Annotated in this window: 18 protein-coding genes and 1 tRNA gene; 7 read left to right on the top strand and 12 right to left on the bottom strand. The window is 67.7% G+C overall.

The window, feature by feature from the left end:
• Positions 1-10: 10 nt before the first annotated feature.
• The 3 genes from ACFQ6X_RS02825 to ACFQ6X_RS02815 form a co-directional block, all read right to left on the bottom strand.
• Complete coding sequence (locus ACFQ6X_RS02825) at positions 11-1,348, bottom strand: hypothetical protein (RefSeq protein WP_383174858.1); 1,338 nt, start codon at positions 1,346-1,348, stop codon at positions 11-13.
• Positions 1,345-3,282, bottom strand: a complete 1,938-nt coding sequence (locus tag ACFQ6X_RS02820; RefSeq protein WP_383174855.1) for a VWA domain-containing protein — start codon at positions 3,280-3,282, stop codon at positions 1,345-1,347. Before ACFQ6X_RS02820 ends, ACFQ6X_RS02825 begins: the two co-directional genes overlap by 4 nt.
• 176 nt (positions 3,283-3,458) lie before the next feature.
• Positions 3,459-3,593 (bottom strand): DLW-39 family protein, encoded by a 135-nt coding sequence (locus tag ACFQ6X_RS02815; RefSeq protein ID WP_003958712.1) that lies wholly within the window; start codon positions 3,591-3,593, stop codon positions 3,459-3,461.
• Between the two features lie 294 nt (positions 3,594-3,887).
• Between ACFQ6X_RS02815 and ACFQ6X_RS02810 the strand changes: the two genes are divergently transcribed.
• Positions 3,888-4,247 carry a DUF6344 domain-containing protein gene (locus tag ACFQ6X_RS02810; protein ID WP_383174852.1) on the top strand — a complete coding sequence of 120 codons (360 nt, stop codon included), beginning with the start codon at positions 3,888-3,890 and terminating at the stop codon, positions 4,245-4,247.
• A gap of 377 nt (positions 4,248-4,624) precedes the next feature.
• Here the strand turns inward: ACFQ6X_RS02810 and ACFQ6X_RS02805 are convergent.
• The 9 genes from ACFQ6X_RS02805 to dnaA all read right to left on the bottom strand — a co-directional run bounded on the left by ACFQ6X_RS02805 (position 4,625) and on the right by dnaA (position 17,359).
• Positions 4,625-4,698 (bottom strand) — tRNA-Ile (locus ACFQ6X_RS02805).
• 70 nt (positions 4,699-4,768) lie between these two features.
• Positions 4,769-5,365, bottom strand: a complete 597-nt coding sequence (locus ACFQ6X_RS02800) for a DUF3566 domain-containing protein (protein WP_383174849.1) — start codon at positions 5,363-5,365, stop codon at positions 4,769-4,771.
• A 93-nt stretch (positions 5,366-5,458) separates the two neighbouring features.
• Positions 5,459-8,086 (bottom strand): DNA gyrase subunit A, encoded by a 2,628-nt coding sequence (gene gyrA, locus ACFQ6X_RS02795; protein ID WP_383174847.1) that lies wholly within the window; start codon positions 8,084-8,086, stop codon positions 5,459-5,461.
• A 46-nt stretch (positions 8,087-8,132) separates the two neighbouring features.
• Positions 8,133-10,202, bottom strand: coding sequence for a DNA topoisomerase (ATP-hydrolyzing) subunit B (gene gyrB, locus ACFQ6X_RS02790; RefSeq protein WP_383174843.1), 2,070 nt, complete (start codon positions 10,200-10,202; stop codon positions 8,133-8,135).
• A gap of 403 nt (positions 10,203-10,605) precedes the next feature.
• The gene (locus tag ACFQ6X_RS02785) at positions 10,606-11,184 is read right to left on the bottom strand and encodes a DUF721 domain-containing protein (protein ID WP_383174840.1); all 579 of its coding nucleotides are present in this window, start codon (positions 11,182-11,184) and stop codon (positions 10,606-10,608) included.
• Positions 11,181-12,311 carry a DNA replication/repair protein RecF gene (gene recF / locus ACFQ6X_RS02780; protein ID WP_383174837.1) on the bottom strand — a complete coding sequence of 377 codons (1,131 nt, stop codon included), beginning with the start codon at positions 12,309-12,311 and terminating at the stop codon, positions 11,181-11,183. The genes ACFQ6X_RS02785 and recF overlap by 4 nt, the downstream gene beginning before the upstream one ends.
• Before the next feature lie 54 nt (positions 12,312-12,365).
• Positions 12,366-13,244: a phosphogluconate dehydrogenase (NAD(+)-dependent, decarboxylating) gene (gnd, locus tag ACFQ6X_RS02775; RefSeq protein WP_329209121.1), complete on the bottom strand. Its 879-nt coding sequence runs from the start codon at positions 13,242-13,244 to the stop codon at positions 12,366-12,368.
• A 131-nt stretch (positions 13,245-13,375) separates the two neighbouring features.
• Positions 13,376-14,506 (bottom strand): DNA polymerase III subunit beta, encoded by a 1,131-nt coding sequence (dnaN, locus tag ACFQ6X_RS02770; protein ID WP_383174832.1) that lies wholly within the window; start codon positions 14,504-14,506, stop codon positions 13,376-13,378.
• 1,056 nt (positions 14,507-15,562) lie between these two features.
• Positions 15,563-17,359, bottom strand: a complete 1,797-nt coding sequence (gene dnaA, locus ACFQ6X_RS02765) for a chromosomal replication initiator protein DnaA (RefSeq protein WP_383174829.1) — start codon at positions 17,357-17,359, stop codon at positions 15,563-15,565.
• A 382-nt stretch (positions 17,360-17,741) separates the two neighbouring features.
• Between dnaA and rpmH the strand changes: the two genes are divergently transcribed.
• The 6 genes from rpmH to rsmG all read left to right on the top strand — a co-directional run bounded on the left by rpmH (position 17,742) and on the right by rsmG (position 21,231).
• Positions 17,742-17,879, top strand: a complete 138-nt coding sequence (gene rpmH / locus ACFQ6X_RS02760; protein WP_078850492.1) for a 50S ribosomal protein L34 — start codon at positions 17,742-17,744, stop codon at positions 17,877-17,879.
• A gap of 18 nt (positions 17,880-17,897) precedes the next feature.
• Complete coding sequence (gene rnpA / locus ACFQ6X_RS02755) at positions 17,898-18,269, top strand: ribonuclease P protein component (protein WP_351166526.1); 372 nt, start codon at positions 17,898-17,900, stop codon at positions 18,267-18,269.
• Positions 18,266-18,625 (top strand): membrane protein insertion efficiency factor YidD, encoded by a 360-nt coding sequence (gene yidD / locus ACFQ6X_RS02750; protein ID WP_383174826.1) that lies wholly within the window; start codon positions 18,266-18,268, stop codon positions 18,623-18,625. The genes rnpA and yidD overlap by 4 nt, the downstream gene beginning before the upstream one ends.
• Before the next feature lie 3 nt (positions 18,626-18,628).
• Positions 18,629-19,882, top strand: coding sequence for a membrane protein insertase YidC (gene yidC, locus ACFQ6X_RS02745; protein WP_383174823.1), 1,254 nt, complete (start codon positions 18,629-18,631; stop codon positions 19,880-19,882).
• Between the two features lie 14 nt (positions 19,883-19,896).
• Positions 19,897-20,406 carry a R3H domain-containing nucleic acid-binding protein gene (locus ACFQ6X_RS02740; protein ID WP_329209109.1) on the top strand — a complete coding sequence of 170 codons (510 nt, stop codon included), beginning with the start codon at positions 19,897-19,899 and terminating at the stop codon, positions 20,404-20,406.
• Positions 20,407-20,514: 108 nt separating this feature from the next.
• Entirely contained in the window at positions 20,515-21,231 is a 717-nt protein-coding gene (gene rsmG, locus ACFQ6X_RS02735) for a 16S rRNA (guanine(527)-N(7))-methyltransferase RsmG (protein WP_383174820.1), read from the top strand.
• Positions 21,232-21,254 lie beyond the last annotated feature (23 nt).

Raw genomic sequence — 21,254 nt, 5'->3', positions numbered from 1 at the left:
CGGCGCGGGCCTACCAGGCCTGAGGCGGTCCGCCGAACGGTGACTGTCCGCCCGCGCCCGGCGGCACAGCGGCCGGAACGGCACGGCGCCTGGCCACCAGCGTCCACACCCCGAGCCCGAGCACCAGCACGGCTCCCGCGCCGATCCCCGCTGCGGCCACCATCTTCATGGTGTCGCTCTCGCGGGCCTCGGGCGCACTCTGCCCGGTCTCGGCCATGTCCTTGTCGTCATCGGTGACGCCGAAGATCCCCGCGTCTCCCTTGTACGGCGTCGGACCGGCCTCGTCACGGACGTTGATCCTGAGCGTCAGCCCGATCCCCGTGTCCCCGTAGTGCTTGGCGGCCTCCGGGGTGAGCGTCACCGACAGGTAGTACCAGCCCGCGAACCGCATGGCTGCGGCCTTCGAACTCGAGGCGTAGCGGTTCTCGTAGGCGACCGCGGGCAGCGGGTCCAGAGCGCCCGAGACGGGCGCCCCGGAGTAGGACAGCGTCGCGTCGTCGACATGACCGCGCGCGGGATTGTCCAGCGACAGCGCCAGGGCGTTGCCGAGGTACTCGGTCGAGGCGTTGTTGTTGCTAAGCGAGGCCGAGGCGAAGATCCGCTGGCCCCAGTCGACCGGCACACGGTAGAAGCGCGTCTGTCCGGGCGCGATGCTGTCCACCCACTCGCCGGACTTCACGCTCGTGGCGTCGTAGTAGCTGCTGCCACCGGCCCGGTTCTGCTTACCGGCGGGCGGAGCGGGCGAGGCGGACGACCAGTTCTCCGGCGCCTCGGTCGGCACCGAGCCGGCGTCCTTCAGCGCGGGCTCCGTGTCGTACCGCAGCTCCAGGTCCCACTCGTCCGAGGCCGACGTCGCCTTGCTCTCCCGCTCGATCAGCACGTTGTACGTGCCGGCCGCGCTGCACGTGGCCTCACTGTCCTCCACGGTCCGGTGGGCGTACGCGGCGATCGGACGAGGGAATTCCGCCGACGCGAAGATCGCTTCCTCGGAACTGCACTGGGTGTCGTCGAGGTCCCTGATGCTGACCGTGATGCCGTCCCCGTAGGCGACCTTGCCGGCCTTCCTCGGCACGACCACCGCGGAGACGTACGCGTTGGTCTTCGTGTCGAGTTCCAGGCGGTAGTAGAGCTTCTGGCCCCGCTGAATCGAACTCCTGTAGACCGACCCCGGCTTCAGTTCCGCAGCGTCGGCGTTCGTCTCCGTACCCTTGACCGCTGTCGCGGCGGGATCGAAGGCGTACGACGCGGGACCGTCGGCCGCGTGCGCCTGTCCCGGCAGCACCGCCACGGCGCACATCGCCGCGATCGATGCCAGGATCACCCGGCCCCTGTTGCGCTGCCTGTTCACGCACTTCCCCTTGTCGTCCGCCGGCCCGGCCTGCGACGGCTGCGTACCGACACGAGCCCCGCGATCAGAGCGACCACGGCGCCCGCCCCTGCAGCGGTCGCGATGCCGGTCCATCCTGCCCCGCCCGAACCACTGCTGTCTGCGGCCACAGGCGATTTGCCGCCATCGTCCGCCTTCGTGTCACCGGACTTCCTTGGCAACGCGGGGGCTCCGTACTGGGGGCCCGCGAGCGCGTCACCGAGGACCGCCACGCGCAGCACCACACCGATCCGGGGGTTCTCGGCAATCTCCGCGGCCTTCGCCCCCAAGGTCACCGCGATGTAGAAGTCGCCCCCGGCGTGCACCGGCTGGACCTCGGACCGGGACTCGTAGCGGTTGGTCCAGGCGACCGGGACCGACCCCATCCTGATCGCGGCGGGCCGCCCGTTGTACATCGCTGTCGAACTGAACTCACCACCGCCGGCGACCGGGAACCTGGCCGGCGTGAACAGCCGCGTCCCGCCGTACGAGTACGTGGAGGAGACGCCCTTCACGGTCGGTTCGTTCGCGAACTCCACGTCGTAGCGCACCTGCTGGCCCCAGTCGGCCGGAACCTTGTACCAAAGGGTCTGCGAAGGCAGGATCCGGTCCCGCCACACTCCCCGGCCGAGCGCCCTGGCGTCGTTGAACCCGCTTCCGCCACGGACCTCACGCGGATCACCCGACGGCAGTGCGGCCTCCTTACCGCCGTCCCCGTACTCCGGCCGGGACTGGGCGGGAGTGACCCCGTCGGCCAGGGGCGTCTCCACCCCGTACAGCAGCTCCAGGGGCCAACGGGCGCCATCGGAACCCTTCTTGCTCTGCCGTTCGACCACCAGCCAGTAGCGGCCCGCCTCGTCGCAGCTGCGGCTGCCGCCCTCGGAACGGATCCGCGAGACGGCCGAGGTCAGAGGTGTCGCCCCCTCCTTCTGGAAGAAGTGCTCGGTGTGCGAACCGCAGAGGGAGTCACCGGCGCCGTGGGCGAGGCCGGCGCTCAGGGCGTCGAGGCTGTCGACGGCCGCACCGGGCTGCGGAACCGCGGTCGCCGAGAAGTCGGCAGTGGACACCGCGTCGAGGTCGACCGCGTAGTACCGCTTCTCGCCCGGCCCGATGGTGTCCAGGTACTGCCCGGGAGCGATCGCAGGAGCCTTGTCCGCACTCGCCGCTCCTTCGACCCGCTCGCCCTTCAACCGGTAGCCGTCCGCGGAGAGCTGCGCCGACCGCTGCAGCTGCCTGGCGAGCGCCTCGGCATCCGGTGCGTCGTAGTAGCGCCCGTTGCCCGCCTCCGCGATGCACTCGAGCTGCTTGCGGGCCGAGCCCTTCACCTGGAAGCCCACGGTGTCGATCCGCAGCCCGACGCCCTCCTTGCCGAGCTGCTCGGCGACCTCGCAGGGCTGCGGCGTTCCGCAGTTGTCCTCACCGTCGGAGACCAGGAGGATCGTGCGCGTCCCGACGGCACCGTTCCGGGGCTCGGGCAGGTCCTTCGCGGCCTTCCGCAGGGAGAGCCCGATGGGGGTGTCCCCTCTGGGCCGCACACCTGCCACGGCGCTCTTCATGGCGGCCCTGTCGAGTTTCTGCACCGGCCGTACGAGGCGGGTGTCGGTGCAACCGCGGGGCCGGTCGGCGCCGTACACGCGAAGGCCGGCCGGATAGCCGTCGGGCAACGCATCGACCACTGTGCCCACGGCCGTACGGGCGCTCTCCATCCGGGTCCTGCCCGTGCCGTCGTCATCGCCCATGGAGCCGGAGGAGTCGAGCACCATCACCAGGCTGCTCGAACCGTCCTGAGCGCCCGGCCCTGCGGGTACGGAAGCCGCGGCGGGCATTCCTCCCGCCACGAGTGCGAGCAGCACCCCGGCCAATACCCCCGCCGTTGCCGTACGGCTACGGGTTCGCGCCCTTGTCCGTGCCCCCATGGAAGCCCCCTCGACCTGAAATCCACCCGAAAACCCCGGCTGCTTTGCTCTCGCAACCTATTGATTTGCGTAGGTGAACTCAAGGGCACAGGTGTCACGGTCCCGCAACAGCAGCACCCGGACAGCAAGGAGCCCCGGTCGCTCAGCGACCGGGGCTCACAGCAGGCTGTTCCGTCTCACACACCCGAACCTGCGGGCACGGAGTCGGTCGCCTCCGTCCACAGATCCTGCTCGGCGCGATCCGCCTGGATCTGGCGGTACACGAGGAGCCCGCCGATGGCAGCCAGTGCGACCAGGAGAAGCTTCTTCACCGCGCGACCTCGTCTTTCCTTGACGTAAGGGACTTCTGCCGCCCGACTATACACACCGGCCGATACCGATCGGTGACCTCCCTGGAACCCAACCGCCGCACCGTTCCCGGCACTCGCCCGGGCATCTTCCGGGCCGCTCACCACCCTCGGAAGATGCTTTTCCGGACCGGTTGAACCATAAGAGTGGTGTTCATCAGAAGATCGGCGCAGCGGGGGCGTCGGTCCAGGGATTCGGCAGCCACATCCACATCATCAGAAAGGTAAGCAAACCGGACCACCTGAAAGCGAGGGGCCATGAGCACCTTCAGGGTCAAGAGCATCTGGACCGCCTTCATCACCGCCTTCTTCGCACTCCTCGCCTCGCTGGGCCTCGCCACAGCGCAGGCCACGGCAGCGGAGCCCACGACCACGACCCAGGAGCACACGGGTGCGACCGCGGCAACCGCGACCACCCCGTCGGTGCGATGGACCCTTCCGCGTGACAGGGCGCTGCCACCCACGATGAAGCAGCGCATCCGCGCCGAGGCCCACGGTTCCTCACCGGCCACCCGCCAACTGTCCGCGGACACCACGGACGCCGCGCACGCGACGAACAGCACCCGCTCCACCCACGGCGGCACACCGGCCGGGGACTCGTCCCCGCTACCGCCCTGAGAGCGCCTCGGACGACACACAGGGCCCCTGGTCCGGTTCACACCGGACGGGGGCCTTTCCCGTGCGCGCACCCCCCGAGAGGCGCCCGTCCGCACGCACACCCAGGACAGGCACTCTCCCCGCCCGAACCCAGGACGGGCGCTCCCCGTACAGCCACGGCCGCGCAGGAGCCCGAGCAGCAACGGCGCCCGCCAGGAACCACCCAGGACCCACACGCCGGAACCACTGCCGCAGGAGCCCGGCAGAAGACACCACGTAGGCCGGATCCGGGAACAGCGGACCTCCACGGGAGGCCGGATCCGGAAGACTTCCGATCCGGTCGGCAACCGCAACGCAGAAGGCCCCCGGTCCGTATGGACCGGGGGCCTTCTTGCTTGTGGGGCTAACAGGATTTGAACCTGTGGCCTCATCCTTATCAGGGATGCGCTCTAACCAACTGAGCTATAGCCCCGCCGCGCTGTGCGCTGACTTCTGAAGATTAGCGCACGTCGGGGCCAGTCCCAAAATCGATACCCGGTGCCCTACTCGTCCTCGGCCAGAGTGAGCTCCACGCCACCCACGAAGCCGGCCGACAAGTTGTAGATGAAGGCACCCAGCGTCGCCAGCGCAGTGGCCAGCACCACATCGATCACCGCGATGACCGAGGTGAAGATGAGGACGCGCGGCAGCGACAGGAACGACTGCAGATCGAAGCCGTTGCTCTCGTTCGAGCCGGTGGCCTCACTGATCGTGCCGCCCACGGTGGAGAAGACGCCCATGGCGTCCATCACCATCCACAGGACCGCCGCCGCGACCACCGTGCAGATCCCCAGCGCGATGGACAGCAGGAAGCTGACCTTCATCACCGACCACGGATCGGCCTTGGCCACCCGCAGGCGCGCCTTACGGGTACGCGGAGTGGTCCGGGCCCCGGTCCGGGGCCGACGCGTCGCCTGTACGCCGCCCACGCCCTGCCCTCCGCCCTGTGTGCCGCCACCCTGCGTACCGCCCGCGGGGGACGGGTACGCCTGCGGCGGGTGATAGGGCCCCGCCTGGCCCGGTGCGGGCTCACGCTCACCGGGCAACGGCCCGGTCGCGTATCCCTCGTACTGGGGCTGAGGTCCCCGAGTGTCCGTCACAGTTCCCCCTTGGGAGTCCGTGGCAGGGCCACGGGCACCGCTCGCTCCAGCTCCGGAAGAGGCCGAACCGGCGCCCGTGGCTCCACTCACGCTCTACTCCTCGTGCTCCCCGGCCGAGGGCTCCGTGCCCTCGACAGTGCCCTCAACCACGTTCTCGGCATGGGCCTCGACCGTGTTGCCTTCGGCCTCATCGGTCCCGTCGACCTCTTCGGCCTCACGACCGGCCTCGGCGTTGCGCGCGATACCGACGACGGCATCGCGCTTGCCCAGATTGATCAGTTGGACGCCCATGGTGTCACGGCCCGTCTCCCTGACTTCATTGACTCGCGTACGAATCACACCACCGCCGAGCGTGATGGCGAGGATCTCGTCCGTCTCCTCCACCACCAGTGCCCCGACGAGCGAACCCCGGTCCTCCACGATCTTGGCGGCCTTGATACCCAGACCACCACGACCCTGGACGCGGTACTCGTCGACAGCGGTCCGCTTCGCGTAACCACCGTCGGTCGCAGTGAACACGAACGTACCGGGCCGGACAACATTCATCGAGAGCAGTTCGTCGCCTGCGCGGAAACTCATGCCCTTGACACCCGAAGTGGCACGGCCCATCGGGCGCAGCGCATCGTCCGTCGCAGTGAACCTGATCGACTGGGCCTTCCTGCTGATGAGCAGCAGGTCGTCCTCGGCCGACACCAGCTCCGCACCGATCAGCTCGTCGTCCGCACCGCTCTCCGTCTCACGGAGGTTGATGGCGATGACACCACCGGAACGCGGGGAGTCGTAGTCCTTCAGCGACGTCTTCTTCACCAGGCCGCCCTTGGTGGCCAGGATCAGGTAGGGCGCCGCGTCGTAGTCACGGATCGCCAGGATCTGCGCGATCTGCTCGTCCGGCTGGAACGCCAGCAGGTTCGCCACGTGCTGACCACGCGCGTCCCGGCCGGCATCCGGCAGCTCGTACGCCTTCGCCCGGTACACCCGGCCCTTGTTCGTGAAGAACAGCAGCCAGTGGTGCGTCGTCGACACGAAGAAGTGGTCGACGATGTCGTCTTCCTTGAGCTTCGTCCCGCGCACGCCCTTGCCGCCGCGCTTCTGCGAGCGGTAGTCGTCCGTCTTCGTGCGCTTCACGTAGCCGCCGCGGGAGATCGTGACGACGATGTCCTCCTCGGCGATCAGGTCCTCGATGGACATGTCACCGTCGAAGGGCACCAGCTTGGAACGCCGGTCGTCGCCGAACTTCTCGACGATCGCCGCCAGCTCCTCGCTGACGATCTGACGCTGCCGCTCGGGCGACACCAGGATCGCGTTGTACTCGTTGATCTTCGCCTGGAGCTCGTCGTGCTCGGCGGTGATCTTCTGGTGCTCCAGCGCGGCCAGTCGGCGCAGCTGCATCTCCAGGATCGCGTTCGCCTGGATCTCGTCGATCTCCAGCAGGCCCATCAGGCCCTCGCGCGCGATCTCCACCGTGTTGCTGCGACGGATGAGCGCGATGACCTCGTCGATCGCGTCCAGCGCCTTGAGCAGACCGCGCAGGATGTGCGCCCGCTCCTCCGCCTTGCGCAGGCGGAACTTCGTACGCCGGACGATGACCTCGATCTGGTGCGTCACCCAGTGCCGGATGAACGCGTCGATCGACAGGGTGCGGGGCACGCCGTCGACGAGCGCCAGCATGTTCGCGCCGAAGTTCGTCTGCAGATCGGTGTGCTTGTACAGGTTGTTCAGCACGACCTTGGCGACCGCGTCACGCTTCAGCACGACCACCAGACGCTGGCCGGTGCGCGAGGACGTCTCGTCACGGACGTCCGCGATGCCGCCGACCTTGCCGTCCTTCACCAGGTCGGCGATCTTCTGCGCGAGGTTGTCGGGGTTGGTCTGGTACGGAAGCTCCGTGACCACCAGGCACTGACGCCCCTGGATCTCCTCGACCGCCACGACCGCACGCATCGTGATCGAGCCGCGGCCCGTGCGGTACGCGTCCTCGATGCCCTTGCGGCCCACCACGAGCGCGCCCGTGGGGAAGTCCGGGCCCTTGATGCGCTCGAGCAGCGCGTCCAGGAGCTCCTCGTGCGAAGCCTCCGGGTGCTCCAGGTACCACTGCGCACCGGCCGCGACCTCGCGGAGGTTGTGCGGCGGGATGTTGGTGGCCATACCGACCGCGATGCCCGCCGAACCGTTGATCAGCAGGTTCGGGAAGCGCGCCGGGAGAACCACCGGCTCCTGGTTGCGGCCGTCGTAGTTGTCCTTGAAATCGACGGTCTCCTCGTCGATGTCCCGGACCATCTCCATGGACAGCGGCATCATCTTGCACTCGGTGTACCGCATCGCCGCGGCCGGGTCGTTGCCCGGAGAACCGAAGTTGCCGTTGGAGTCCACCAGCGGCATGCGCATCGACCAGTGCTGCGCAAGTCGCACGAGCGCGTCGTAGATCGAGGAGTCGCCGTGCGGGTGGTACGTACCCATGACGTCACCGACGACACGGGCGCACTTGTAGAAGCCCTTCTCGGGCCGGTAGCCGCCGTCGTACATCGCGTACAGCACCCGGCGGTGGACGGGCTTCAGACCGTCCCTCACGTCGGGCAGCGCACGCGACACGATGACGGACATCGCGTAGTCGAGGTAGGAGCGCTGCATCTCCGTCTCGAGCCCCACGGGCTCGACACGCATGCCCACACCCGCGATCGCGGGTTCCTCTTCAGGTGTCACAGGGGTGTTCTCGTCGGCCATTGCTGGTCAAAGTCCTTTCGAGCTGCGGCTTGCTTGTACGGCCGACTCAGATGTCGAGGAAGCGGACGTCCTTGGCGTTGCGCTGGATGAACGAGCGCCGCGCCTCGACGTCCTCACCCATCAGCACCGAGAACAGGTCGTCGGCCTGCGCCGCGTCGTCCAGCGTGACCTGGCCGAGCACCCGGTGGTCCTGGTCCATCGTCGTGATGCGCAGCTCCTCGGCGTTCATCTCGCCGAGACCCTTGAAGCGCTGGATCGAGTCTTCCTTGATCCGCTTGCCGTTCTGCTTGCCGAGCTCCACCAGAGCGTCGCGCTCACGGTCGGAGTACGCGTACTCGAAGTCGTCCCGGCCCCACTTGATCTTGTAGAGCGGCGGACGGGAGAGGTACACGTGCCCGGACTCGACCAGCGGCCGCATGAACCGGAACAGGAACGTCAGCAGCAGGGTGTTGATGTGCTGGCCGTCGACGTCGGCGTCCGCCATCAGAATGATCTTGTGATAGCGGAGCTTCTCGATGTCGAAGTCCTCGTGGACCCCGGTACCGAAGGCCGAGATCAGCGCCTGGACCTCGGTGTTCTGCAGGATCTTGTCGATCCTGGCCTTCTCGACGTTCAGGATCTTGCCTCGGATGGGCAGGATCGCCTGGTACATCGGATTACGGCCGGACTTCGCCGAGCCGCCGGCGGAGTCACCCTCGACGATGAAGATCTCGCACTTGGTCGGGTCGTTCGACTGGCAGTCGCTCAGCTTGCCCGGCAGCGAGGCGCTCTCCAGCAGCCCCTTACGGCGGGTCAGGTCACGCGCCTTACGGGCGGCGACACGCGCCGTGGACGCCGCGATGCCCTTGCGGATGATGTCCGCGGCCTCGTTGGGGTTCCGGTCGAACCAGTCCGTCAGCTGCTCGTGGACGACCTTCTGCACGAAGGTCTTGGCCTCCGTGTTGCCCAGCTTGGTCTTCGTCTGGCCCTCGAACTGCGGCTCGCCCAGCTTCACCGAGATGATCGCCGTCAGGCCCTCGCGGACGTCCTCACCCGTGAGGTTGTCGTCCTTCTCGCGCAGCAGCTTCTTGTCGCGCGCGTACCGGTTGACCAGAGAGGTCAGCGCCGCGCGGAAGCCCTCCTCGTGCGTACCGCCCTCGTGCGTGTGGATCGCGTTGGCGAAGGAGTAGACCCCCTCCGTGTACTGCGTGTTCCACTGCATCGCGATCTCGGCCGAGAGGAGTCGCTCCTTGTCCTCGGCCTCGATGTCGATCACCGACTGGTGAATGACGTCGCCCTTGCGGGAGTTCAGGTACTTCACGAAATCGACGATGCCGTTTTCGTAGTGGTACGTGACCGTGCGGGCGGCTTCCTCCTCGGCGGGCTCGACCGCGTCCGCGCTGTCCGCGCCCGCCGTCGCCTTCGCCGACTCCCGCTCGTCGGTGAGCTTGAGGGTGAGGCCCTTGTTGAGGAACGCCATCTCCTGGAAGCGGCGCGAGAGGGTCTCGAAGCTGTACTCGGTGGTCTCGAAGATGTCCCCGTCGGCCCAGAAGGTGACCGACGTACCGGACTCCTCGGTGGCCTCGTGCTGGGCCAGCGGGGCGGTCGGGACACCGAGCTTGTAGTCCTGGGTCCAGCGGTAGCCGTCCGTCTTGACCTCGACGGCGACCCGGGTGGACAGGGCGTTGACGACGGAGACGCCGACGCCGTGCAGACCGCCGGAGACGGCGTAGCCGCCGCCGCCGAACTTGCCGCCCGCGTGCAGGACGGTCAGTACGACCTCGACGGCCGGCTTTCCTTCGGACGGCACGATGCCGACCGGGATGCCACGGCCGTTGTCGATCACGCGCACCCCGCCGTCGGCGAGGATCGTGACGTCGATGGTGTCCGCGTGGCCGGCCATCGCCTCGTCGACCGAGTTGTCGACGACCTCTTGCACGAGGTGGTGGAGACCGCGCTCACCGGTCGAGCCGATGTACATACCAGGTCGCTTGCGGACCGCGTCCAGGCCCTCGAGGACCGTGATCGCGCTGGCGTCGTACGAGGCGGTGACCTCGCCGTGCGCACCGGCTGTGGACGGGTTGTTCTCGTTGGGGTTGCCGGAATCGGCCACGAAGCGCCCTTTCTGGCACAGCACAGGCCGTTCTCCGGGCAGGCGGGAGCGGCTGCGTCGTTCGGCTTGTATCGACGACTCCCGCACGGAAGCGGGATTGTCCATCAGTCTACCGGTAGCGCCGACATGAATGGGGGTTTGCCGGTACCTGAGTCCGCATGTGCCGCCCTGAATGAGCGCCTGCCGACTCCCCATATTCAGGAAGGGGCTCTGAGAGGCTCACGCGGGCATTGAGCGCTTCGGGCTGTCAACCTCCCACTACGGTGAGGGACGCCTCACACTCGCCACCCGGCACGAACCACCGCGCAACCGTGCAATCAGGTAGACAAGGACAAACCGCACAACGGCACCGAAGAGGGCTCTCCGCCCATCACAAATCCCCGGCGCCGGCCGTGATCACAGAAGCCCTGAGCAGGAAAACCCCTGCTCAGCCGTATGTGTCCCCCGGGCCCGTACTCCCCGGCGCCCGCAGCGGACCGAATTTGCGCTGCGGCCCTCCAGGCCCCAGCACCTTGATCATTCTCACCGTGCCATGACCCAGATCCGTGTTCAGCCTGGCCACCAGCTGCGGCGCCAGCAGCCGCAGCTGAGTCGCCCACGCCGTCGAATCGCACTGGACCGTCAGCACCCGCTCGGCCGGGTCCTCGTCGTACCGCAGCGGCACACAGTGATTGGCCAGATCGTCGCCCACGATCTGCGACCACCGGCCCATCACACCGCCCACGGCCGCCGGAGTCTCCCAGCCCCGCTCAGTGATCAACCGGTTGATCGCCGACCCCAGAGCCAACGGATCACGGCCGTCGGACCGCGCGCCCGACCTCAGCCCACCGCCACGCCTGGCCTGCTTCTTCTGCTGCGCCGCATCACCACGGGCACGGGCCTGCTCCTTCGCCGCACGCAGCGCCACCCGCGCCAGATCGACACCCGACACCTCGGGCTGCTTCGCCGCCGCACCGCTCACCGGATCCGGCAACGCCCGCCCGCCGTTCTCTCCCCGGCCGCTCACAGCCGCTCCACCTCACCAGCGGACACCGCGTACCGAGCACCGGCCAGCACACCCGGGACGTCGTCGTCGACCGCCGCCGTGACCAGCACCTGCTCGCCCGGGGCCACCAGCTCGGCCAGCCGCTCACGACGCCGCGCGTCGAGCTCGGCGAACACGTCGTCCAGCACGAGCACCGGCTCATTGCCCTCGGAGCGCAACAGGTCGTACGAGGCCAGCCGCAGCGCCAGCGCGTACGACCAGGACTCCCCGTGGCTCGCGTACCCCTTCGCCGGCATCCCGCGCAGTCCCAGCACCAGATCGTCACGATGCGGACCGACCAGGGTCACGCCTCGCTCGATCTCCTGCTTACGGGCCTGGACGAGCGCCGCCATCACCTGCTCGTACAGCTCCTCGCGGGTGCGCGCGGGCTCCACGTCGGCACCGACCGAGCTGCGGTACTCCAGCGTCACCGGACCACCGCCCGGCGCCACGTCCGCGTACGCCTTGTCCGCCAGCGGCTGCAGCGTCGCGATCAGGTCCAGGCGCTGGGCCAGCAGCTCTGCCCCCACCTGGCCCAGATGCTGGTCCCACACGTCCAGCGTGGACAGATCCATCGACCGGCCACCGTGCCGGCGGGCCATCGCCGCGGACTTCAGCAGGGTGTTGCGCTGCTTCAGCACCCGGTCGTAATCGGACCGGACGCCTGCCATCCGCGGCGAACGCGCCGTGATCAGCTCGTCCAGGAAGCGCCGACGCTCACCCGGGTCGCCCTTCACCAGGGCCAGATCCTCGGGAGCGAACAGCACGGTCCGCACTATCCCCAGGACGTCACGGGGCCTGACCTGCGACGACCGATTGATGCGGGCTCGATTGGCACGACCCGGATTGAGCTCGAGCTCGATCAGCTGTGACCGCTCGCCCTGAGTGACCGCCGCCCGGACGACGGCACGCTCCGCACCCATCCGCACCAGAGGGGCATCGGACGACACCCGATGGCTGCCGAGCGTCGAGAGATAGCCGACGGCCTCCACCAGATTGGTCTTGCCCTGGCCGTTGGCCCCCACGAACGCGGTGACGCCCGGGTCGAGAGGAACCTCGACCCGGGCGTACGAGCGGAAGTCGGCCAGCGAGAGATGCGTGACGTGCATGTTCGCCGACCCTTTCCGACCTCGTGCTCTGCGTTTCTGCCGTGCTGCGTACTACTACTTCTTGTTCTCGACCGCGTGCCCGCCGAACTGGTTGCGCAGCGCGGCGATCATCTTCATCTGCGGGGAGTCGTCCTGCCGCGAGGCGAACCGGGCGAACAGGGACGCCGTGATCGCGGGCAGCGGCACCGCGTTGTCGATGGCGGCCTCGACCGTCCACCGGCCCTCACCGGAGTCGGCGGCGAACCCACGGAGCTTGTCGAGGTGCTCGTCGTCGTCCAGCGCGTTGACCGCCAGGTCGAGCAGCCAGGAACGGATGACCGTGCCCTCCTGCCAGGAGCGGAAGACCTCACGCACGTCCGTGACGGAGTCGACCTTCTCCAGCAGCTCCCAGCCCTCGGCGTAGGCCTGCATCATGGCGTACTCGATGCCGTTGTGAACCATCTTCGCGAAGTGGCCGGCACCGACCTTGCCCGCGTGGACGGAGCCGAAGTCACCCTCGGGCTTGAGCGCGTCGAAGACCGGCTGCACCTTCGCCACGTTCGCGGCGTCGCCGCCGTACATCAGGGCGTAGCCGTTCTCCAGGCCCCAGACGCCACCGGAGACACCGCAGTCGACGAAGCCGATGCCCTTGATGCCCAGCTCCACGGCGTGCTTCTCGTCGTCGGTCCAGCGGGAGTTCCCGCCGTCCACGACGATGTCGCCCGGGGAGAGCAGCTCGGCCAGCTCGTCGATGGTGGACTGGGTCGCGGCGCCCGCCGGAACCATCACCCATACGACGCGCGGACCCTTGAGCTTGCCCACAAGCTCTTCGAGGCTGTGGACATCGGCGACGTCCGGGTTGCGGTCGTAACCGATGACGGTGTGGCCTGCGCGGCGGATGCGCTCGCGCATGTTGCCGCCCATCTTGCCGAGGCCGACGAGACCGAGCTCCATCAGAGATTCCTTAAGCGTTGTGCCGATTCGTACCCGGGACCGAGCCTACGCCCGGCCGGGGACAGCGCGGCGGGCCTGCTCAGCGCTGAGCGTGCCCGCCGGAAGCTGCCGTGACAGGAACGATCGCCGGATCAGCCGGAGAGGCGGACCGGCATGATCAGGTACTTGTACGCGGCGTCCGCCTCGGCGTCGACGGCGGGACGGCCGCTCAGCAGGGCGGGCTTGGTGGACGTCGTGAAGGAGAGCTGGGCGACCGGGGAGTCGATCGCGCTGAGCCCGTCCAGCAGGAACGTCGGGTTGAAGGCGATCGAGATGTCGTCACCCTCGAGCACGGCGTCGACGCGCTCCACAGCCTGTGCGTCGTCGCTGGAACCCGCCTCCAGGATCAGCACACCCTGTTCGAAGCTGAGCCGCACCGGGGTGTTCCGCTCGGCGACGAGGGCCACACGCTTGACGGCTTCCACGAACGGGGCGGTCTCGATGACCGCGACCGAGTTGAACTCGGTGGGGAAGAGCGTCCGGTACTTCGGCAGGTCGCCCTCGAGGAGCCGCGTCGTCGTGCGACGGCCCGCTCCCTCGAAACCGATCAGGCCTTCACCGGCACCCGAGCTCGAAAGCGCCAGCGTCACCGTGTCACCGCTGGTCAGCGCCTTGGCGGTGTCCAGGAGCGTCTTGGCGGGCACCAGGGCGACGGCAGAGGCGTCCGGGTTCTCCGGCTTCCACAGGAACTCACGGACCGCGAAGCGGTAGCGGTCGGTCGAGGCCAGGGTGACGGTGTCGCCCTCGATCTCGATCCGGACACCCGTGAGGACGGGCAGCGTGTCGTCACGGCCGGCTGCGATGGCGACCTGGGCCGCGGCCGAGGCGAAGACCTCACCCGGGACGGTGCCGGTCGCGGTCGGCATCTGCGGCAGTGCCGGGTACTCCTCCACAGGCAGTGTGTGGAGTGTGAATCGGGAGGAGCCGCACGCCACCGTCGCCCGCACACCGTCGGTGGAAATCTCCACCGGCCGGTTCGGAAGGGCGCGGCAGATGTCGGCGAGGAGCCGGCCGGAGACGAGCACCGTGCCTTCCTCCTCGATCTCGGCGTCCACAGAGACCTTGGCCGAGACCTCGTAGTCGAAGCTCGAGAAGCTGAGGGCTCCGTCACCGGCCTTCAGCAGAAGGCCCGCAAGAACGGGCGCCGGCGGACGGGCCGGGAGGCTGCGGGCCACCCAGGCCACCGCCTCCGCGAGTACATCGCGCTCCACCCGGATCTTCACCGGAACCGCCTCCTGCTGTTGCTCGCTCGCCCTGCTGGCCTTCGTCGTCTGATTCGGGGTCTCCCTGCCGAAGGGCTGAGGGGAGGACGCCGGGGTCCAGTCTGACGTACGGCACCGACACTCGTTGCTGCTCGGGGTCAAGTCGCGACAAGCGGTCCTCGGAGGTCCCGGCCCAAGTTGTGCACAGGCCCCACTTCGAAGCGGATTCCTGGCTAACTCTGAGTGGCAGTAGTAGTAGGGCCTGTGGAAACCGTGGATAACGTCGTTTCCGCAGGTCAGTGCCCGTTTTTTGTCCACCGACCCTGTGGGCGGCACCGGTGGACAACTTGGTGTTTCTGTGGACACCCGAAAGTTCTGCACACCCGATGCACAGGCGGGGGTGACTTCTCCCCAGGGCTGTCCCCAGCTTTACCCACGTTCCCCACAGCCCAACCGAGCTCCTTGGTGTGACGCCTTTCACTCTCGGCAGTGAAAGCGGGTGTTGAGTTGCCGAACAGTGGACAGGGGTGTGGAGAAGCTGGGGACAACATGGCCCAGCCTGTGGGCCGACGGTGGACAACATCATCGAGCCCCTGTGGACGAAAAATCTGTCCACAGGCTGTGGATCATCGTTGACCACAAATCCCCAGGCATGTGACCTGGCCTGATGGAGTATCGACAGCGCGCCCTGTGGATGCAATCTGGACAACTTCACAGTCCCCAGGCTGTGGATGCCCAATTCCTCATGGATCTGTGGAGAAGGGCATGTTCGCGGACCGTATTCGAACACTCAGGGTGTCTCGAGCGGGTGCGGCCTGGCTCGGAGCGGGCAGCGCGCGGGTCGGACGGACGTCCGGGAGGGTCTCCGCGGAGGCTTTTCTGTCTTCTCCGACGGCCGCCGGGCGGCTTCTCATGGCCTCCTGGCGAAGCTCCGCGGTCCGGCTTTCCGCAGCACCTGTCGGTCCGGCGCCCTCGTACGGCAGCGGTGGTCCGGCTTCCGGATGACGAAAAGCGCCCCGCGAGGACTCCTTGTGGTCCTTGCGGGGCGCCCCGGGTTCGCTGCGGAGGGCCGGCTCGTCAGCCGTTCTTGATGCGGTTGGTGAGCTCGGTGACCTGGTTGTAGATGGAACGCCGCTCCGCCATGAGCGCACGGATCTTCCGGTCGGCGTGCATCACGGTCGTGTGGTCGCGTCCGCCGAACTGGGCACCGATCTTGGGCAGCGAGAGGTCCGTCAGCTCGCGGCACAGATACATGGCGATCTGGCGCGCCGTCACCAGCACGCGGCTGCGGGAGGATCCGCAGAGATCCTCCACCGTGAGACCGAAGTAGTCGGCGGTGGCCGCCATGATGGCCGGCGCGGTGATCTCGGGCGCCGAGTCCTCGCCGCCCGGGATGAGGTCCTTGAGGACGATCTCGGTCAGGCCGAGATCCACGGGCTGCCGGTTGAGGCTGGCGAAGGCGGTCACGCGGATCAGCGCACCCTCGAGCTCGCGAATGTTGCGCGAGATGCGGGAGGCGATGAACTCGAGTACCTCGGGCGGTGCGTTGAGCTGCTCCTGCACCGCCTTCTTGCGGAGGATCGCGATACGCGTCTCCAGCTCGGGCGGCTGCACGTCGGTGGTGAGTCCCCACTCGAAGCGGTTGCGCAGCCGGTCCTCGAGCGTCACCAGCTGCTTCGGCGGCCGGTCCGAGGACAGCACGATCTGCTTGTTGGCGTTGTGGAGCGTATTGAAGGTGTGGAAGAACTCCTCCTGCGTCGACTCCTTGCTCGCCAGGAACTGGATGTCGTCGACCAGAAGGATGTCCACGTCGCGGTACCGCTTGCGAAAGGTGTCGCCCTTGCCGTCGCGGATCGAGTTGATGAACTCGTTGGTGAACTCCTCGGAGCTCACGTACCGCACGCGGGTACCCGGGTAGAGGCTCCGCGCGTAGTGCCCGATGGCATGGAGCAGGTGGGTCTTGCCCAGCCCCGACTCCCCGTAGATGAAGAGGGGGTTGTACGCCTTCGCCGGCGCCTCGGCCACGGCTACCGCCGCCGCGTGAGCGAAGCGGTTGGAAGCGCCGATGACGAAGGTGTCGAAGAGGTACTTGGGATTCAGCCTGGCGTGCGGCTCACCGGGACCGGGTGCGGGTGCGGGCTGGGCACCCATGGGGCCGGGTCCGCCGCCACCGGTACGTCCGGTGCCGGGTCCGCCCTGACGGTGCTGGGGCTGCTGGTCCTGCAGATCATGACGGTCGCGCGCGTCCCGCTGCTGCTCGTAGCCCTGGCGCTCCGGCGGCTGCGGCCGGTAGTCGTGCTGAGGCTGCTGGGGCCGGGGGTTCGCGTACGGATCGCGGTCCTGGTACCCGCCGTGCCGGGGCTGCTGCCAGGAGAGGTCCTCCTGGGAGCGGGGCCAGGCGCCGGGCTCGGGGCGCTGCTGCTGGTAGTCCGGGTAGGCGGGACGGGCTGTCGGCATGCCGTCGTCGGAGGGACGGTGGCCGTAGTTGTCGTACCCGTCGTTGTGCGAGGGGTCGTCGCGCTGTGGCCCCTGGTAGCGGTGGGACTGCTGGCCTTGATGCGACTGGTGCATCGGGGGTGCGGGCGGGGCGGAGGGCTCGCCCGCGGAGTCGTCGACGGTGATCGCGATCCGGATCGGCCGGCCGCACTCACGGGTGAGCGTCTCGCTGATGAGCGGCGCGAGCCGGCCCTCCAGGACGCGCTTGCCCCATTCGTTGGGTACGGCCAGTAGTGCGGTGTCAGCGACGAGTGCCAGCGGCTGGCAGCGCTCGATCCACTGCTTGTCCTTCGGCTCGATGCCCTGCTGGCCCTCCCCGAGGAGTTGTTCCAGCACTCGTGGCCACACTGCGGCAAGATCGGCAGGTACGTCAGCCACAAGGCACGCTCTCTCGCATGTCCCACGAATGTGTGGTTCTCGGGACGGGATGGGTCGGGTCGGGTGAGGCCCGGCAGGTCGGAAGGAAAGGAACCGGAGTTCAGCCACGGTAGTCAGGGCGACCCGCGCGGTTCAAGTTGTTGTCCACAGGCTGTGTATAGACAGGGGGTGGCGCGGAGCCGGTTTGACCGGATGGCGTAGCCGCGCGTACCGTGACCAGGTCGAGTTGTCGATGGCTGCTGCCGCCTGCCTCCGATGGGCAAAGATCACGATCTGTGATTGTGAAGCGGTGCACTAAGGCGTTTACGCGAGTTCCTCGTGGGCGCACGGTGACAGCCAGGCGATGTCCCGCCAACACACGAATCATTTCTGGAGCCCCCGAGTGAGCAAGCGCACCTTCCAGCCGAACAACCGTCGTCGCGCCAAGACCCACGGCTTCCGGCTTCGCATGCGTACCCGTGCCGGCCGCGCGATTCTCGCGAACCGCCGTGGCAAGGGTCGCACCAACCTGTCCGCCTGATCGCGGCCAGGTCATGACGTGCTGCCTACCGAGAATCGGCTGAGGCGGCGCGAGGACTTCGCGACCGCGGTACGCCGAGGACGTCGGGCCGGACGCCCGCTACTCGTCGTACATCTACGCAGCGGTGCCACGGACCCGCACGTGACTGGGGAGAGTGCTTCCCCGCCACGTGCGGGTTTCGTTGTCAGCAAAGCAGTGGGTGGAGCGGTCGTGCGCACCGCGGTGAAGCGGAAGCTTCGCCATCTGGTCCGCGATCGGCTGGCTCAGCTGCCCCCCGGTAGCCTTGTTGTCGTACGAGCGCTGCCCGGATCGGGTGACGCCGACCATGCACAGCTGGCCCGAGACCTGGATGCCGCTCTGGAGCGGCTGCTGGGAGGGGGCGCGCGATGAAGTACCCGCTGCTGGCTCTCATCAAGCTGTACCAGTGGACGATCAGCCCACTCCTCGGGCCTGTCTGCCGCTACTACCCGTCGTGTTCCCACTATGGATATACGGCGATCGACCGGCACGGTGCGATCAAGGGAACTGCGCTGACGGCATGGCGCATTCTCCGTTGCAATCCGTGGTCACCCGGCGGCGTGGATCACGTACCGCCACGCAAACGTCCGCGCTGGCACGAACTGCTGCGCAGCCATGTGCGTGGTGGCAAGGGCGGGGACTCCGCCGCCGATGTGCCTGCCGGGGGGCCGGTCTCCGAACCCCTGAGCCCGGCCACAGAGACCTCGCCCAAAGCTCAAGGAGCCTGATTAGTGGACACGATTGCCAGCCTGTTCAGCTTTATCACCACACCTGTTTCGTGGGTCATCGTCCAGTTCCACAAGTTGTACGGGGCGCTCTTCGGCGACGACACGGGCTGGGCCTGGGGCCTGTCCATCGTGTCCCTGGTGGTTCTGATCCGGATCTGTCTGATCCCGCTTTTTGTTAAGCAGATCAAGTCGACCCGGAACATGCAGGTGCTCCAGCCGAAGATGAAGGCGATCCAGGAGCGCTACAAGAACGACAAGCAGCGTCAGTCCGAAGAGATGATGAAGCTGTACAAGGAGACGGGTACCAACCCGCTCTCCTCGTGCTTGCCCATCCTGGCGCAGTCGCCGTTCTTCTTCGCCCTGTACCACGTGCTGTCGTCCATCGCCTCGGGCAAGACGATCGGTGTGATCGACCAGCCGCTGCTCGACAGCGCCCGTCAGGCGCACATCTTCGGCGCTCCGCTGGCCGCGAAGTTCATGGACAGCGAAGAGAAGGTCGCCGCGCTCGGCGCCTCGCTGACCGACGTCCGAGTCGTCACCGCGATCATGATCGTGATGATGTCGGCGTCGCAGTTCTTCACCCAGCGCCAGCTGATGACGAAGAACGTCGACCTGACGGTGAAGACCCCGTACATGCAGCAGCAGAAGATGCTGATGTACATCTTCCCGCTGATCTTCGCCGTCATGGGCATCAACTTCCCCGTCGGTGTCCTCGTGTACTGGCTGACCACCAACGTCTGGACCATGGGTCAGCAGATGTACGTGATCAACCAGAACCCGACGCCGGGCAGCAAGGCGCAGGACCAGTACCTGGGCCGTCTGCTGAAGAGCGTGACCGCTCATGGCCAGGTGCGCGGCAGGACGAGGCGCAACACCGTGAAGCGGATCGTCGTCAAGGGTCCTGACCGCAACGACATCGAGCGCAAGTTCATCACCGGTCTGGCCAAGCTGGGTCTCGCGGCTCAGGAGGACGGGACGGTGGCGAAGAGCGAAACCGCCGTTGCCGAAGCCGAGGGCGGTGCTGCGGCGAAGCGGCAGCAGCCCAAGCGCCAGACGAAGGCGAAGCGCCAGACTGCCGCAACGCATCCGGGTGCGGCCAAGGACTCCGGTTCCGCCGAGCCGGAACCCAAGACGTCGCTCGAGAAGCAGGACGACAATCCGAAGCCGGCGGGCAAGCCCGCGTCCGGCTCCTCACGCCAAGCCAAGTCCGGACAGCGCAAGGGCCCGCAGCGGCCCAAGCACCCGTCCAAGAAGTAAGAAGGAGTCCATCCGTGACGGAAGGCACCACCACCACGGCCGCTGAGGGCAGCGACACTCTGACCCGCCTGGAGCAGGAAGGGGAGATCGCGGCCGACTATCTCGAAGGTCTGCTCGACATCGCCGACCTCGACGGCGACATCGACATGGATGTCGAGGCGGACCGGGCTGCGGTCTCGATCATCAGCGACTCGGCGCGCGAACTGCAGAAGCTTGTGGGCCGCGACGGTGAGGTGCTGGAGGCGCTTCAGGAGCTGACGCGCCTGGCCGTTCACCGGGAGACCGGTGACCGTAGCCGTCTGATGCTGGACATTGCCGGCTTCCGTGCCAAGAAGCGGGAAGTTCTTGCCGCCCTGGGTGCCAAGGCCGCAGATGAGGTCAAGAGCTCCGGTGAACCGGTGAAGCTGGACCCGATGACGCCCTTCGAGCGCAAGGTCGTGCACGACGCGATCGCGGCCGCAGGTCTGCGCAGCGAGTCCGAGGGCGAGGAGCCGCAGCGCTTCGTCGTCGTACTCCCTGCCTGAGGGATCCTTGTACTGTCGGCCCCGTCTGTTCGCAGGCGGGGCCGATCTTTGTCAGCCTGATAGTCAGCCACCCACAGTGCGTTAGTGCGGTACGGAAGGACGGTCCCCGTGACGGAGGCAGCAGAACTCCCTCAGGCGCCCATGGAGGCGCAGGCGGTATTCGGTGAGTTCCTCCCAGAGGCTGTCCGGTACGCGGAGCTGCTCGCGGATGCGGGGGTCAAGCGGGGTCTGATCGGTCCTCGCGAGGTCCCGCGACTGTGGGAGCGTCACCTGCTGAACTGCGCGGTGCTCTCCGAGGTGGTTCCGGAGGGCGTCACGGTGTGCGACGTGGGGTCCGGGGCGGGGCTTCCCGGCATTCCACTGGCTCTGGTGCGCCCTGATCTGAAGATCACGCTGCTCGAGCCGCTTCTGAGGCGGACCAACTTCCTTCAGGAGGTCGTCGAGCTGCTGGGCCTGGATCATGTGACGGTCGTCCGCGGCCGGGCCGAGGAGGTGCTCGGGACCCTGCAGCCTGTCCATGTGGTGACCGCCCGGGCCGTGGCCCCCCTGGACCGCCTCGCCGGCTGGGGTGTGCCCCTCCTGCGTCCCTATGGGGAGATGCTGGCACTCAAGGGAGGCACGGCCGAGGAGGAGATCCAGGGAGCTCGTGCTGCCCTGAGCAAGCTCGGTGTGGTGGAGACCGAGGTGCTGCATGCCGGTGAAGGCGTCGTTGATCCGTTGTCCACCGTGGTGCGTGTGGTCGTCGGGGAGAGCCCCGGCGGTGTGAGGTTCGCCGCAAAGCGGGCCAAGGCAGCGAGGGCGGGCAGGGCGCGCCGACGTCGTTGAGTCGCTCCGATCCCGTTGGTACA

Source organism: Streptomyces sp. NPDC056452, from assembly GCF_042796085.1.
Classification (GTDB): domain Bacteria; phylum Actinomycetota; class Actinomycetes; order Streptomycetales; family Streptomycetaceae; genus Streptomyces.
This window is presented reverse-complemented; position numbering and strand designations above follow the sequence as displayed.